Raw genomic sequence first — 15,328 nt, forward strand, 5'->3', positions numbered from 1 at the left:
AATATAAAGCAGTTGTGTTGCTTCGGGTCAATAATAACTGGTTTATGGCATTGGGATCGGTCATCCCGGTTATTTCCTGGTGGTATGGAGAATCGCAGACCAGAGATATAAAAATCGCGGATGGCCCTGTGCTTGCCCGTGCGATATGGTTTATCTTATTATTCTTACTGCTGATCTGGTATTGTAGTCGTGGACTGAAGCTCACAAGTGGACGTTTCCTTGCTATTGTAGCTTTCATGACTTTTGTGTTCATGATGAACACGGTCAATATGATCAGATTCGCAAACATCCGGACAGATATTTCCACGCCGGATTACCGGGAAGCAGTTGTTACAGGCAAATACAAGGAGAATTGGAAAAATCAACCCACACATTATTATCTCTCATTACGTGGCATGAATGATCGTTCAATTGGTGATGTCAGTGTGGACAAAGAAGTATACCTGTGGGTAAAAAAGAAGGATAGAATGGGTCTTTATTTTCATAAAGGTGCATTGGGTATTCCGTGGTATACAGTTGCGCCTGTTAAGCTATGGCCCTGATGCGAAAGCATCCGTTGAATAAGGCCAGGTGGAGTGAAATGCAAACCAACACTTATTATAAGACAACAATGCCCGGGAATTGACGAAATCAGCTCCCGGGCATTCTTTTATTCACAACCCTGTTTGCGCCGTGTATCGATAATATACTGGATCTTCCATCCTGCTGCAAGTCTGACCAGCTGAAAGGAATTCACCCCGCAATGCGCAAACTTTTGTTTGAAGTATAATTTATAAGGCGTCCATGCTATCGCCAGATCTCCATCTATCTTTACAACATCAAAAGTGATCTGTTCATCAACGGCCTGTTTGGGTAATTTTCCAATGCTGGACGCAAACTCACTGATCGCTTCTGTTTTAACGCCTGTGACTCCCTGTTTATCTTTTACAATTGTCTGTAATACAGCGCCGGGTGCAAAACAATTCGTCAACGCAACACTATCTGATTGCAACATCGCAGTAAAGAGCTGATTGACAGCTGTTTTTACAGAATCTGTCGTTGTTTGTGCACGTAGGCTGAGGGCAAAGCAAAGGAGCAAAAGGGAACAGGTAAGGCGTCGCATTTTTTTTACCTGAATTTACGGATTAAAGCTTACTGTTTGGTCGCTTTCTCTCCGTTCCAGATATAAACTTCGCGGGTACTTTTGCTTTTGGCCACCTTTTCACCATCTTCTCCGAATTCTTCATCAACGGTCAGTCGGATAATTTTACCTGCCTGTCCGCCAGGTTCTTTCGGGAACAGCAGTGTTTCCGTGTGTGCTATGGCGCCGGCGTCAAACATACTGGATTTGCCCGGCAGCTCCAGCAATTTGGAACCGTTCCATCCGAAGTAAATATAGTTATCGGGGATACCACAGGATTCTCCGCTGAAATAAAGACGAACAATTGTATTGATCTTATCAAGACCCATTCCGCCCAGCACTTTTGCGTCAGAAGAGATCGCAAAAGAACCGCCGTCCACCGTTACAGATTTCTTATCAAGCAGGACGTGTTTTGCATTGAGGGCCTTTACCATGATGAGATATTTCGGGTCGGCTTCTTTAATATCACCGGGAGTTACTTTGTCAATGCCATAGAGGAACTGGACGCTATCTTTCTGATAACTTCCGAAAGCCATCAATCCTAACCAGACAAAACCTTCTTTTTGTTTACCATCTACCTTATACTTCACCTGGTACCAGGGGGCGCTGATGCCTTTCATGGTGAATTCGGTTTCGATCAGTTTAGCGGCAATGATCGTCTGGCCGGTGGTCAGGGAATCCTGGATCGTTGCTTTGGGAGAGGCTGACTGCCTGATATAGGCTTTTTCAGCGAAAACGGTCAGCGTATCGCCCTGCTGTGCTCTCCAGAGGTTGTATTCAATACTACCTTTCATTTGTGCCATAACAGGGGCCGCTGCCAGTAGCAGCATGGATAGAAAAATTTGTTTCATAGGTAAAATTTCGGCTGCAAAGATATTCAAATGTTATTTGTCAAATGGCAAATGTTGACAGGAGGAGGAATGCGTATCTTTGGAGGAGAATGCTGTTAGTAAAACACTGACGGACAAACGATTTTGAAACAGACTATTATGGATGACCTGATAAATTATCTGCTGCAATACGGACAACTGAACCAACAGCAGATACAGCTGATACTGGACAATGTCACGGAGAGACACCTGAAAAGGGATGAATATTTTTCAGAAGCTGGCAGGATACCCCGGGAGATCGGATTTATCCGCTCCGGTATTCTGCGGGTATGTTATTTTAATAATAAGGGCACTGAGATTACCCGCTATTTTGTGGACGGTAACAGGCTGATATCTGATATACATAGCATGGAGAGTAAAATGCCTTCTACTGAATATATCCAGGCTATCACAGACTGCGAAATGATCATTTTTTCGGAAAATACCCTGCGCCTGTTATCTTCCACCATCCTGGACTGGGACCGTATCATTGCCAAGATCAGGGAAAGAGCCATGATAGAGAAGCTGGATAAGATCGCCCCGATGCTGACGGAAGATGCTACCAGCCGCTACCTGATGTTTATGGAAAAGTTCCCGGAACTGGCCAATAAAGTGCCTTTATCTTATCTCGCTTCCTACCTGGGAATCACGCAGTCATCGCTTAGCAGGATCCGTAAACAGCTATCCAAACAGTAGGTCCTGTTCCTGTCTGTCCTGATAATTTGCCGCCTTCGGTTATTTATTGATAATTTTGCAACCAAAATTAGATTGATTTGGGTGCATCTGTTTTCCTGATTACACCGCCTTTCACGCAGCTGAACACGCCTTATCCGGCGACGGCTTATCTGAAAGGCTTTTTAAATACGAAGGGTATTACTTCTTTTCAGTCCGACCTCGGCATAGAGGTAACCCTGGCACTGTTCTGCAAACAGGGGCTACAGGAGCTGTTTGCCCTGATCAATGGTCAGTCAGTCGAACGTGCTGAGAATATCACCCGCATTATCGCTTTGCAGGAAGACTATATCGAGACAATTGATGACGTCATCCTTTTCCTGCAGGGAAAGAATCCAACACTTGCACATCGTATCTGCAAACGCGACTTTCTGCCGGAAGCCGGTCGTTTTGCGCAACTGGAAGATCTGGACTGGGCTTTTGGTTCCATGGGTACACAGGATAAAGCCAAACACCTGGCCACCATGTACCTGGAGGACCTTTCCGATCTGATCATGGAATGTGTGGACGAGCACTTCGGTTTCAGCCGTTATGCGGAGAAACTGGCCCGTTCTGCCAATAGTTTTGATGAATTGTATACCGCTCTGCAACAGGAGTATACTTTCATCGATCGTATGCTGATCAATCTGCTTTCCCGTCATATGGCCAATGTCCAGCCTAAACTAGTGGCTATTTCAGTGCCTTTCCCGGGAAATCTGTATACTTCGCTTCGCTGCGGACAGTGGATCAAAGCCAACTATCCGGAAGTGAAGATCGCTATGGGAGGCGGCTTTGCCAATACAGAGCTGCGCTCGCTTTCCGATCCACGGGTATTTGAGTTTTATGACTTTATTGCTTTGGATGATGGTGAAGCGCCCCTGGAGAATCTCGTTGCCCATATTGAAGGTAAAAAGGAACTGAATGAACTGAAACGTACGTTCACCATGGTCGAAGATCAGGTGACCTATGTGAATGACAAAAGCTGCTCCGATTATAAACAATCGCAGGTCGGTACGCCTGACTACAGCGATTTCCTGCTTGATAGTTATATCTCTGCTATAGAAGTGGTCAATCCTATGCACCGCATGTGGAGTGACGGCCGCTGGAATAAACTGACCATGGCCCATGGGTGCTATTGGGGTAAATGTACTTTCTGTGATATCTCACTGGATTACATTCGTTTATATGAGCCGATTGCAGCACAGCTGCTATGCGACAGGATGGAGGAGATCATTGCACAGACCGGACAGAATGGTTTTCACTTCGTGGATGAAGCTGCTCCGCCTGCACTGATGCGTGCGCTGGCATTAGAGATCCTGAAACGTAAGCTGAATGTGAGCTGGTGGACGAACGTGCGTTTTGAGAAGAGCTTTACGAGAGATCTGTGTTTATTGCTGAAAGCGTCGGGTTGTATTGCCGTTTCCGGCGGACTGGAAGTAGCTTCCGACAGACTGCTGGAACTGATTCAGAAGGGGATCACAGTGGCGCAGGTGGCACAGGTGAACCGCAACTTTACGGATGCCGGTATTATGGTACACGCTTACCTGATGTACGGTTTCCCGACACAGACGGCCCAGGAAACCATCGATTCACTGGAGATGGTGCGTCAGATGTTCAAAATAGGTGTCCTGCAATCTGCTTTCTGGCACCAGTTCACTATGACAGCGCATAGTCCGGTAGGACAGGACCCTCAGAAATTCAGCGTAAGAAAAGAATCCGAAGTGATCGGCGCTTTCGCTAACAATGATATTGTACATATTGATGAGACAGGGGCGGAGCATGAGCTTTTTGCCTATGGACTGAAGAAGTCGCTGCTGAACTTTATGCATGGACTCTGTCTGGATGATCCTTTGCAGAAATGGTTTGAATTCAAGGTGCCTAAGACAAAGATCACACCTGATTATATAGAAAAAGCATTGCTGGAAGACCAGTACGCCCCATCCAGGCCGACCAGTAAGGTTGTCTGGCTGGGAAAAGCACCGGATGTACAGACCCTCACCAAAACAAAGAAGGGCAGTTCCTGGGAAGTGACCTCGCTTACCTTCCAGAACCGCAAGGAAAAAGCGAGTATCAGCGTGAATAAGGAAGAGGGAATCTGGTTGGCTGATATGCTGGAGAAGCTGTCTGTCCGCCAGCAGAAAACATACACACTGAAGGAGGTGATGGAGAGTTACGATGCCGCCGGATTGGAGGATTTCGAGCTTTTCTGGGACAATAAACCCGTAAATTCGCTGTATAAATACGGACTTTTGAAATTGTGAATGAATAGTATCAAAAAGGGAGTACGACTGACGGCCCTATACCTGCTGCTAACCTTTATCGCAGGCCTGTTCAGTCATGCTGCTTACTCCCAACAGGCGGTGCACATTGACAGCACGTTACGGGAACATATTTTCACGTATAATGAGATTGAGTATCTGGAAGATCTGCAGGGAAAACTGACGATCGATCAGGTCAGAAGCGATAGTGTGTCTGCCCGTTTCAAACCCAGTAACGTCAGTACACCACAGAATCAGCACCTGGGTGCTCCGGTCTGGTTTCGTGTAAAGATCAGGCACAATCCTGCTGCCAATAAATATTATCTGCTGGAATTCTTTGACCAGACCATTGACGACATTACTGCCTGGTTACCCGACTCCAGCGGTGTGTACCGGGAGGAAAGAATAGGGGACAGGTACCCTTTTGCACAACGCTGGTTCCACCACAAGAACTTCGAATTATCGCTGGATAATAACCGGCAGGATGAAGCGGTGTATTATTTCAGGATCAGTTCAGCCCAGACGGCGGACATCATCATTGTGATCCGTTCCATAGATCGTTTTGTGTCTTATGCGCTCAGCGAATACCTCACTTTTGGCATTTTCTATGGGATGATATTCATTTTCAGCTTTTACAACCTGATCATGTTTATTGCCATGCGGCAGCGACAGTACCTTTATTATGTATTGTATAACCTGAGCGTGGTATTGTATGAAATGTGTACAGACGGCATTGCTTATCAGTGGCTATGGCCAAATGCGCCTGCCTGGAATCAGTACGCTTTTGCCTGGCCGCTGTTCAGTATGAGTGTATTTGCCCTTTTATTTACCAGTAGTCTCTTACATGTGAAGGCCAGGGCGCCTTTCCTGAATAAACTGATCATGGGGGTGATCATTGCCCGTTGTGCCTATTTTCTGGCCTGTCTGCTGATCAATCCTTACTGGTTTAATTATAAGTTTATCGAACTCATTCCTCTGGCAGTGGCCTTTTATACCGGTATGCACATCTGGCTGAGGGGATACCGGCCGGCCCGTTTCTTTGTGTTGGGGTATAGCTTCCTGTTTGTCGGCTTTATGCTGAAATTCTTCATTATGCTGGGGTATACCTGGCTGAATTTTGGGATTGTCAGCTATTATAGCCTGAGTTTCTGTTTTATCCTGGAGATGTTCTTCCTTTCGTTCGCCGTAGGGGATAAGGTACGTCTCCTGAAGAAAAAAAGGGACAAGGCACACCGTCAGATGATCCGGCAGATGACGGAGAACGCCCGGCTGAAGGATAATCAGAACAAGGAGCTGGAGGCCCAGGTACAGGCGAGGACCAGACAGTTGTCAGAACAGGGGGATGTGATAGCCGCGCAGAATGAAGAACTGATCAAGACGAATGCATTGCTGGAGGCACAGGCAGAAGAGATTTCCCGTATGAATGCCCTGCTGGAACAGGACAATCGCCAGTTGCAGACGAATGTCGAAAAGGTGACCAGGGCCAGGGCGTTATCAACAACCCTTGATTTTGAAGAGTTTAGCAAAATATACCCTGACAAGGAAAGCTGTCTGCGTTTTCTGGCTGATCTGAAATGGACGGAGCAGTTCCGGTGTCGTAAATGTGGTAATGATCACTATTATGCTGGTCACCAGCCATTTAGTCGCCGCTGCAGTAAATGTAGTTATGAGGAATCAGCGACAGCATACACCATTTACCAGAATATCCGTATCCCCATCAATAAAGCTTTCTATCTCACCTTCCTGATCTACTCCACCAAGGGGAAGATCTCCTCTCATAAGCTCTCAGAGATCCTGGAAATCAGGCAAAGTACCTGCTGGTCATATGCGACCCGTATCCTTAAAATGATGGACGAGCGAAAGAAGGAACTCAAACAGGCTAATGGGCAGGGTTGGAGTTTGCTCGTGCTGGATGAAAGGGAAGAGGCCTGAAATGAAATAAAATGCAATTTTTTTGAAAGGTAGCGAAGCGTATCAGGCTATTTATATAATATATCCTTTATAAATGCCTGTAACGCTTCATTATCAGGGTTTCCGGTGGTAAAAGCCTTATGGTATTGAAGCGTATCAGATTTTATATAATGGTTTCATAATCAGTTATTTGTGTAAATCTTTTCCATTGTCATGTCTGAAACTCCCCCTATCTTTACAACATGAAACCTGGCAATACAAAATGAAAGGACGCCTGGTCATCGTTATGAAATGGAAATTCATGTTATGTGAGAGGTTATGAAACGACTATCCCGCTCTATATAATGAGTGACTCATTTCCGGCTATTGTTTTTATTTGAGTTCAAAATCTAAAACTGATACAAGGGTTATCCTTATCCACAAACCAAAGCACATTATGAAAAAAAGGGGAACATTCCTGACAGCATTGCTGTTGGCACTGTGGAGTTTTGCTATGGCACAGCAGGACGTCACAGTAAAGGGACACGTACAGGACAAGCAGGGCAACTCTCTTCCCGGCGTTTCCATCAAGATCAAAGGAACAGCTAAAGGAACGGCCAGTCAGCCAGATGGTAATTTCACCATTCAGGCGCCTTCCAACGCTATTCTTGAATTATCTTACGTGGGCTACGAAACACAGGATTATTCATTAGAGGGCCGTACCCAGGTCGCTATTACCCTGTCTGACACCAAAACAGATCTGAGCGAAGTAGTAGTTATCGGTTATGGTACGCAGAAAAAGAAAGATGTTACTACAGCCGTAGTAGCTGTCAATACCAAAGATATCGCTGAGCGTCCGATCACACAGACGGCTGCTGCCCTCCAGGGTAAAGCTGCCGGTGTACAGGTGACGCAACCTTCCGGTAAACCGGGGGCCGCATTCTCTGTGAGAGTACGTGGCGCCACGTCCGTACAGGCAGGTAACGAACCTTTATATGTGATCGATGGTGTGCCAACCACTGATACAAGGGACCTGAATACCAATGATATCGCTACGATCACCGTACTGAAAGATGCTTCCAGCGCCGCTATTTATGGTGCGAGAGCATCCAATGGTGTGGTACTGATCACCACTAAGAGAGGTCGTTCCGGTGATGCCGTGATCAACTTCAATACTTATTATGGTGTATCTAAGATCGGTAAGAAGATCGACGTACTGGATCCCACACAATATAATGACCTGATGAAGGAAATGGGTTTCAACGTAGTAACACCTACGGTGACGACCAACTGGCTGGATGAGGTATTCCGTACCGGCCGTAACCAGAACTATCAGTTATCGGCTTCCGGTGGTAGTGAGAAATCTCAGTACTTCATTTCCGGTGCTGTTACCAAAGATGATGGTATGGTTAAACCGGCAGAGTACAATCGCCGCGTTTTCCGTGCTAACCTGGACAATCAGCTGAAACCATGGATGAAGCTGACCACCAACATCAGCTACTCCAATGTAGATCTGAAAGATGTAAAGGATAATGCAAATGCAGGTCGTAACGCAGCGATCCTGGGAGCACTGAATGCGCCGCCGATCATTGGTATCTATGAGACAGATGCTGACGGTCACCAGCGCTATACCATGAACCCATACAAATCCGGTTGGGATAATCCGCTGGCGGCGATCGAAGGTCCGACCCAGGGTACAAAAGACAATCGTGTACTGGGTAATGCTGCCCTGGACATCAACTTCACGAAAGATCTGAAGTTCAGGACCAACTATGGTATCGACTATACCAACCACAAATACGACTATTACCTGGATTATATCATGACCACTCCGGGCCGTCTGGACCATGGTTATGCTACTTCTCAGCGTTATAATACAACGACATGGCTCTGGGAAAACACCCTGAACTATGACAAGAGCTGGAAGAAACACAATCTCTCTGCATTGGGAGGTGTGACTTCCCAGAAGAACAGTTATGATGAAACCAATCAGACAGGTCGTGATTTCCCTGCTGATCCAACCGTGAAAACACTGAACGCCGCTAACCAGATCACTGGCGACACCAGAGAGTCCCAGTGGTTCCTGATGTCTTACCTGGCGCGTGTGATGTATAACTATGACAGCAGATACCTGTTGACCGTTAACTTCCGTGCGGATGGTTCTTCCAAACTGGATAAAAAACACAAATGGGGTTACTTCCCGTCTGTATCTGCCGGCTGGCGTATTTCGTCCGAGCCGTTTATGCAGGACGTGAAAGCGATCAATGACCTGAAATTAAGAGCAGGCTGGGGACAGAACGGTAACGTTGAAGGTCTGAGTCCATATGCTTCCCTGGGTCTGAACAACTTCGTTCGTCAGACGCCGACCAGTCCGCTGTCAGGCCCTGGTATCACCCTGCCTGCAGGCGCGCCTAACCCGGATCTGAAATGGGAAACTACTACACAGACCAACATTGGTATCGATCTGAGTCTGTTTGAATCCCGTCTGACTTTCTCAGCTGACGCCTACATCAAAAAGACAAAGGACCTGTTGTTGAATGTACCATTCCCACGTTCAGCAGAATATCAGTACATGCCGCGTAACTCCGGAGCTCTGGAGAACAAAGGTCTGGAGTTCCTTGTTTCTTCTGTGAACATTGATAAAGCCGACGGACTGCGCTGGAGCACTGATTTCAATATCGCCTTCAACCGTAACCGTCTGACGGATCTGCAGCTGACACAGGTATATAACTATGCAGCGCCAGAGAACAGAGATTTCATCATCACCCTGAGAAAAGGACTGCCACTGGGCACATTCTACGGATATGTAGCAGAAGGAGTTGATCCTAAAACAGGCGACATGATTTATAAAGATGTGAATGGTGATGGTAATGTAACGCCTACTGACCGTACTGTGATCGGAAATGCGCAACCTAATTTCACTTATGGTATGAACAACAACCTGGCTTACAAGAACTGGTCATTCTCTTTCCTGTTCCAGGGTTCACAGGGTAATGAAGTGTTCAACGCATCCCGTATGGAAACAGAGGGTATGTACGATAGTAAGAACCAGTCTACCGAAGTACTGCGTCGCTGGACAGCGGCTGGTCAGATAACTGACATTCCACGTGCGACCAATGGTGATGTTACCAACTCCCGTACTTCCTCCCGTTTCGTGGAAAATGGTTCCTTCCTGCGTATGAAGAGTGCGACACTCTCTTATAACTTGCCGAAGAGTGCACTGTCAGCGATGCACATCAGCCGTCTGATGGTATATGCTACTGCACAGAACCTGTTCACCATTACCAAATACAAGGGCTTTGATCCGGAAGTGAACGCTTACTCAGGTGATCCTGCGAATGGTGTAACACTGGGTATTGACTACGGTACTTATCCGGTAGCAAGAACTTATGTCCTTGGTTTAAACCTGTCCTTCTAAACGTTTGAGTTATGAAAAAAACGAATCGTCTCCTCATCATATCTGCTGCACTGGCGACACTGACGCTGGGTGCATGTAACAAAGACCTGAACCTGACACCTCCTTCCAACACTACTGTTGGTAACCAGGGGCAGGGTACTGCGGGTTCTTATATTAAAGATGCGACTACAGCGGAAGCCGCGCTTGCCAGCTGTTATGGATATTTCCGTAATGGTTCCTCTGAATACTATGTACTGGATTATTTCAATATAAGCGATGCGCAGTCTGACAATGCTTATGCAGGTGCAGATAACGCTGCCGGTTTTGAGATCGACGAATTCCGTCTGCTCTCTACCAATGCCTGGGCAAGCCGTGACTGGGGGTACCTCTACAACCAGATCACTGCATGTAACTCTGTGATCGCTAACGTACCAAAAGTAACTGACCCGGCTTTGAGCTCCGGCCGTAAAGCACAGATCATCGGAGAGGCACAGTTTATCCGTGCACGCGCTTACTTTGACCTGGTAAGGATCTTTGGTGATGTGCCGCTGGTATTGACCGAGCTGCCTACGATCACTGCTGATAATCTGGAACAGATCTATCCGTTACTGTATCCTGCACGTAAGAGTGCAGACAGTGTTTATGCACAGATCGATAGTGACCTGAAAGCGGCGGTGGAAGTAGTGCCTACATCTGGTGTAAATAAAGGTTATGTGAGCAAAGGCGCTGTGTATACGCTGCTGGCGAAAGTTGCGGCAACCAAAAAACCAGTTAACTGGGCGGAAGTAGAATCTTATACCAACCAGGTTATTGCGCTGGGGTATAGTCTGCTGCCGGTTTATGACAACCTCTGGGATGGTGCGCATGAAAACTCTGTTGAGTCCATTTTCGAACTGAACTTCGACGGCTGGGATACCGGTGGTAACTGGGGTACCAGTATGTTCCTGGGTACAGACTGGAAGAAATTCTGTAATCCGAGCAATGACCTCGTGCGTGCTTATCAGCTGGAAAAAGATACTGTACGTTTCAGGTCAACCATCACTTTTGCAAATGTAAATGGTAAATGGGGTGATGCCCGTCTGCCGCTGGATAGTTTCCCTTTCTTCTATAAAATGCGTAAGACTGACGCCAGCCAGAATATTATCATGTACCGTCTGGCAGATGTATTACTGCTGAAAGCAGAAGCACTGAATGAGCAGGGAGATGTAGCAGGTGCAAACACTATTGTTACACAGATCCGTGAGCGTGTGAAACTGAAAAATCTGAACATTACAGATCAGGCAGCGATGCGTCTGGCTATTGAGAAAGAGCGTCGTTTGGAACTTGCTTTCGAAGGTACCCGCTGGCAGGACCTCGTACGTACAGATCGTGCGATCCCGGTTATGCAGGCGGTGACAGATGGCAAGGGTGTTAGTCTGGGTTATCACCTGACGGAAAAGAGTCTTTTATGGCCTGTTCCGCAGAGTGAGATGGACCAGAATGCCAATCTGATACAGAATCCTGGCTATTAAATGTGGATATAAGATAGCGTTAACGAACAAATGTAAGGTCTCGTCTCGACTGGGACGGGACCTTCTTTTTACCTGAAAAATCAGCTTCACAAGAAAAATATCGACGTATGAATAAGAAATTATGGGTGTACACTTGTTGTATAGGCGCCTTTCTGGCGGCTTGCAACAACGGGCAGCAGCAAAGTGGTAGTGGTGGACAGCATGATTCTGTAGCCGTTTATCTGACAACGCCTGATCAGCAGCAGTTGTTTGTTAAGCAGTCTGCATTAGGTAAAACAAAAGATACTTCCGCTATCAATATCGTGATGGATACGACGCGTCAGTTCCAGGAGATAGAAGGCTTTGGCGCTTCTGTTACGGGTTCTTCCGCTTATGTGATGCAGAATTATATGTCTGCCGATAAACGACAGGCTTTGCTGCAGGAGTTATTCGGTGCAGATAATGGTCTTGGTATTAACTATATCCGTATGTCTATCGGTGCGTCCGACTTTTCTACGGATCCGTATAGTTATGATGATATGCCGGCAGGGCAGCGGGATGACTCCCTGACACATTTCTCTATTGCGCATGATGAGAAAGATGTTGCGCCGGTGTTAAAGGAGATCAGCGGTATCAATTCCAATATTCATATCATGGGTAGTCCGTGGAGTCCGCCGGGATGGATGAAGACCAGCGGTAAACTGGAAGGCGGTTCTTTGCGTCCGGATGCCTATGCTGTTTATGCGCGTTACTTCGTGAAATATATTCAGGCGTTTGCAGCAGCTGGTGTGAAGATTACTGCATTAACCATACAGAATGAGCCGCAATACGAAGCTTCTTATCCGAGTATGAAAATGACAGCGCCTGAGCAGGGTGCTTTTATTAAAGATCATCTGGGTCCTTTACTGGAGAAAGAAGGATTGAATAAACAGGTGTCAGTGATGTTGTTTGATCATAACTGGAATAGTCCGGAGTATCCGATTTCTATTCTGGATGATAGTGCTATGGCGAAATATACTGCTGGTGCGGCATTTCATTGTTATGAAGGTGCGGTTGGAGCGATGTCTAAAGTACATGAGGCGCATCCTGAGAAAGGTTTGTATTTCACGGAGTGTTCTGGTGGTAGCTGGTCTCCGGAGTTTGCGGATAACCTGCAGTATATGGTGCGGCAGTTGTTTATCGGTACGATGAATAACTGGTCGAAGAATGTGTTGTTATGGAATATGGCATTGGATGAGAATAATGGTCCGACGACGAATAAGCCAGGGGCAGGTAAAGAGAATCGCGGGTGTATGACTTGTCGTGGTGTGGTGACGGTGAATTCAAAAGATGGTGGTGTGACAAGGAATGTGGAATATTATGCGATTGCGCATTTTAGCAAATTTGTGCGTCCGGGTGCGAAGCGGGTGTATTCTTCCGCGGCTGCAGGTGTTGAGAATGTAGCGTTTTTAAATATGGATGGTTCGCGGGTGATGGTGGTGATCAATACGACTAAGGAAGAGCGTGCTTTTTCTGTGCAGCAGGGGGATGTTGTGAATTATGTATTGAAACCAGGTGCGGTGGTTACGCTGGTTTGGAAGTAATAGTTGGTTTTTGTTTATGTCACAGCGGCTTCGGGTTTTCCGGGGCCGTTGTTGTTTTTGTTGATGTTTGTGGACGCGGTGTTACCGGGGGGCTGAGGTTTATTGCCGCGGGGATACGCTGCGGTTTCAGATGGTGTCGCGGACTGGTGCCCGTTAAGGATGTTGATTTGGCTGTAGTTTTTGGGCTGGGGGATGGGGCATTGGTTGGGCGTTAGCTTTGTGCAGGGGACAGGCTAAGGTCCGCTTTACCATCTGAAAACCTGCGCTTAGTTCCCTCGTTTCGTGGTGGTTTTGGGGGGAAGTATGAAGGTGGTTAGTGGTGGCTGAGGTTTATTGCCGCGGGGATACGCTGCGGTTTCAGATGGTGTCGCGGACTGGTGCCCGTTAAGGATGTTGATTTGGCTGTAGTTTTTGTGCTGGGGGATGGGGCATTGGTTGGGCGTTAGCTTTGTGCAGGGGACGGGCTAAGGTCCGCTTTACCATCTGAAAGCCTTCGCTTAATTCCCGCGTTTCGTGGTGGTAATGGAGGGGGGAGGTGTAGTGGCTGATAATGGGATTGGAGGGATTGAGGAGTTAGAGGGCTTGCTGTTGTTGGGGGTATTAGTATCGTGGTGGTGGCGGTGGTATAAGTGGCTGAGGCTGTAGGGGTTGTTGCATGGTCTTTTTGTGGGATTGTTGGCGGAGGCATATGTAAGTGATTGAAAACTACGTATATTTGTTGACGCTGTCTATTATCTTGGGCTGAAGCGGGTGTGGTGCTGATTTAAGCATCTGTTTTGATGGGTGTCAGGTAATAATTGTGCAGTGTTTATGCTTACGTTACGTTTCAGTTTATGTTCAATGTCTACGGACAGGCCGGATGGCGCAGGTGATGCGCGATAGTTGATGTAATAAGCTTATGTACCTATGAAGAGTCCTTTAGTCCTTGCTATGGTATCATGTTTTTCCACCTTGCAGTTACATGCACAGGATTCATTGGAAAATGCATTTAATAAATACGGATTTAGCTGCGAGATCGCATCTGATGGATTTACGACCAGCTATATTTTCAAAAGACAATGGAGAGACAGGGATGAGATCATTCATCTCTATCAGACTACACATACAGAGGGTCAGTACAAGGCTTTCGTTGAATTTGCCCTTCCGCAGGTGCAGATCAGTTTTCATAAGGTAGAAGAAGTGCTCAGCGATATTACAAAGGTTTCTTCCTTTATGCATCACACGATTCAGAGCAATTGTTTTCGTCAGATGCTGGACGAGAATACGCATCTGAATATGAAAAACTATATGCTGGCAGTAAATACGGATGAAGAGAAAATGCATTTCATCAATTACCTGCATCAGTTCTATGAAGTTTGCGCAAGACCTTTTTTTCAGGAATATACTAACCTTGAACAGGTAGATTGTCACCTGTCTGATATTACAGATAAAGAAGCCGATTATTTCATTTATGGAGAAGGAAATACCTCCATCCACAGAAGATTGATCATTAAAGCGCTCGCCGGTAATCCCAGCACCCTGCCTTATTATCAGTACCTGGAAGCCGCATTATGTGCCAGAAAGGATAAGTCGCTGACATACAATAATATGTATAATCTGCTCCTGAAAATTGGAGAGAAACTGGCCATAAAACCTGAACAGGCACAATAAACTGAGACCTCCCTCTAATAAAAGACAGGAAAACACTGCTTATAGCGAATTACGAAACCTGATAAGCTTGGAATTGAAATGTTGTGTCCTGAATGCCCCCTATCCCCCCTGAAAATAGGTTAGACATGCTTCATATACGACGCATACACGACGCATACACGACGCATACACGACGCATCTACGGGACAACTCTATCGAATCCTCTACCGAAAATGATCCGTTTATAGCCAAATCACCACCCCGATGTAGGCTAATCTGCACTTAATTGCCACCCAATCAATATGTCTCCGTCACCAATGACCTGAATGGCCAATTATACCGTCACTACGCCGTTATTATGCCCATATCTGTCCATTCCCA

General features: G+C 46.5%; 10 protein-coding genes. 8 read left to right on the forward strand and 2 right to left on the reverse strand.

Translation table 11 applies throughout. The features are described 5' to 3' along the window. Positions 1-44: 44 nt before the first annotated feature. Complete coding sequence (locus BMZ72_RS32085) at positions 45-542, forward strand: hypothetical protein (protein WP_143087841.1); 498 nt, start codon at positions 45-47, stop codon at positions 540-542. Positions 543-649: 107 nt separating this feature from the next. Here BMZ72_RS32085 and BMZ72_RS32090 read toward each other — a convergent pair whose 3' ends face one another. Further along, a complete protein-coding gene (locus tag BMZ72_RS32090) occupies positions 650-1,102 on the reverse strand; it encodes a hypothetical protein (RefSeq protein WP_089814852.1) in 453 nt (150 codons plus the stop codon). 29 nt (positions 1,103-1,131) lie between these two features. Then, positions 1,132-1,971: a hypothetical protein gene (locus tag BMZ72_RS32095; RefSeq protein WP_143087842.1), complete on the reverse strand. Its 840-nt coding sequence runs from the start codon at positions 1,969-1,971 to the stop codon at positions 1,132-1,134. A gap of 138 nt (positions 1,972-2,109) precedes the next feature. Between BMZ72_RS32095 and BMZ72_RS32100 the strand changes: the two genes are divergently transcribed. The 7 genes from BMZ72_RS32100 to BMZ72_RS32130 all read left to right on the forward strand — a co-directional run bounded on the left by BMZ72_RS32100 (position 2,110) and on the right by BMZ72_RS32130 (position 14,968). After that, positions 2,110-2,685, forward strand: coding sequence for a Crp/Fnr family transcriptional regulator (locus BMZ72_RS32100; RefSeq protein WP_089814856.1), 576 nt, complete (start codon positions 2,110-2,112; stop codon positions 2,683-2,685). Between the two features lie 77 nt (positions 2,686-2,762). After that, positions 2,763-4,961, forward strand: a complete 2,199-nt coding sequence (locus tag BMZ72_RS32105) for a B12-binding domain-containing radical SAM protein (protein ID WP_089814858.1) — start codon at positions 2,763-2,765, stop codon at positions 4,959-4,961. Next, complete coding sequence (locus BMZ72_RS32110; protein WP_089814860.1) at positions 4,962-6,890, forward strand: 7TM diverse intracellular signaling domain-containing protein; 1,929 nt, start codon at positions 4,962-4,964, stop codon at positions 6,888-6,890. Between the two features lie 415 nt (positions 6,891-7,305). After that, positions 7,306-10,266, forward strand: coding sequence for a SusC/RagA family TonB-linked outer membrane protein (locus BMZ72_RS32115; RefSeq protein ID WP_089814862.1), 2,961 nt, complete (start codon positions 7,306-7,308; stop codon positions 10,264-10,266). Positions 10,267-10,277: 11 nt separating this feature from the next. Next, the gene (locus tag BMZ72_RS32120) at positions 10,278-11,756 is read left to right on the forward strand and encodes a RagB/SusD family nutrient uptake outer membrane protein (RefSeq protein ID WP_089814864.1); all 1,479 of its coding nucleotides are present in this window, start codon (positions 10,278-10,280) and stop codon (positions 11,754-11,756) included. A 107-nt stretch (positions 11,757-11,863) separates the two neighbouring features. After that, positions 11,864-13,318, forward strand: coding sequence for a glycoside hydrolase family 30 protein (locus BMZ72_RS32125; RefSeq protein WP_089814866.1), 1,455 nt, complete (start codon positions 11,864-11,866; stop codon positions 13,316-13,318). Between the two features lie 906 nt (positions 13,319-14,224). Then, entirely contained in the window at positions 14,225-14,968 is a 744-nt protein-coding gene (locus tag BMZ72_RS32130) for a hypothetical protein (RefSeq protein WP_089814868.1), read from the forward strand. The last annotated feature ends 360 nt before the right edge of the window (positions 14,969-15,328 follow it).

Origin of the sequence: Chitinophaga sp. YR627 (assembly GCF_900114995.1) — a bacterium.
In the GTDB taxonomy this organism is placed as follows: Bacteria; Bacteroidota; Bacteroidia; order Chitinophagales; family Chitinophagaceae; genus Chitinophaga.

What these genes read in the sequence shown, in the direction of transcription:
- BMZ72_RS32125 (WP_089814866.1), top strand. Translation starts at nt 11,864, where the DNA reads ATGAATAAGAAATTATGGGTGTACACTTGTTGTATAGGCGCCTTTCTG.
- BMZ72_RS32090 (WP_089814852.1), bottom strand. Translation starts at nt 1,102, where the DNA reads ATGCGACGCCTTACCTGTTCCCTTTTGCTCCTTTGCTTTGCCCTCAGC.
- BMZ72_RS32115 (WP_089814862.1), top strand. Translation starts at nt 7,306, where the DNA reads ATGAAAAAAAGGGGAACATTCCTGACAGCATTGCTGTTGGCACTGTGG.
- BMZ72_RS32100 (WP_089814856.1), top strand. Translation starts at nt 2,110, where the DNA reads ATGGATGACCTGATAAATTATCTGCTGCAATACGGACAACTGAACCAA.
- BMZ72_RS32095 (WP_143087842.1), bottom strand. Translation starts at nt 1,971, where the DNA reads ATGAAACAAATTTTTCTATCCATGCTGCTACTGGCAGCGGCCCCTGTT.
- BMZ72_RS32130 (WP_089814868.1), top strand. Translation starts at nt 14,225, where the DNA reads ATGAAGAGTCCTTTAGTCCTTGCTATGGTATCATGTTTTTCCACCTTG.
- BMZ72_RS32120 (WP_089814864.1), top strand. Translation starts at nt 10,278, where the DNA reads ATGAAAAAAACGAATCGTCTCCTCATCATATCTGCTGCACTGGCGACA.
- BMZ72_RS32085 (WP_143087841.1), top strand. Translation starts at nt 45, where the DNA reads ATGGCATTGGGATCGGTCATCCCGGTTATTTCCTGGTGGTATGGAGAA.
- BMZ72_RS32110 (WP_089814860.1), top strand. Translation starts at nt 4,962, where the DNA reads ATGAATAGTATCAAAAAGGGAGTACGACTGACGGCCCTATACCTGCTG.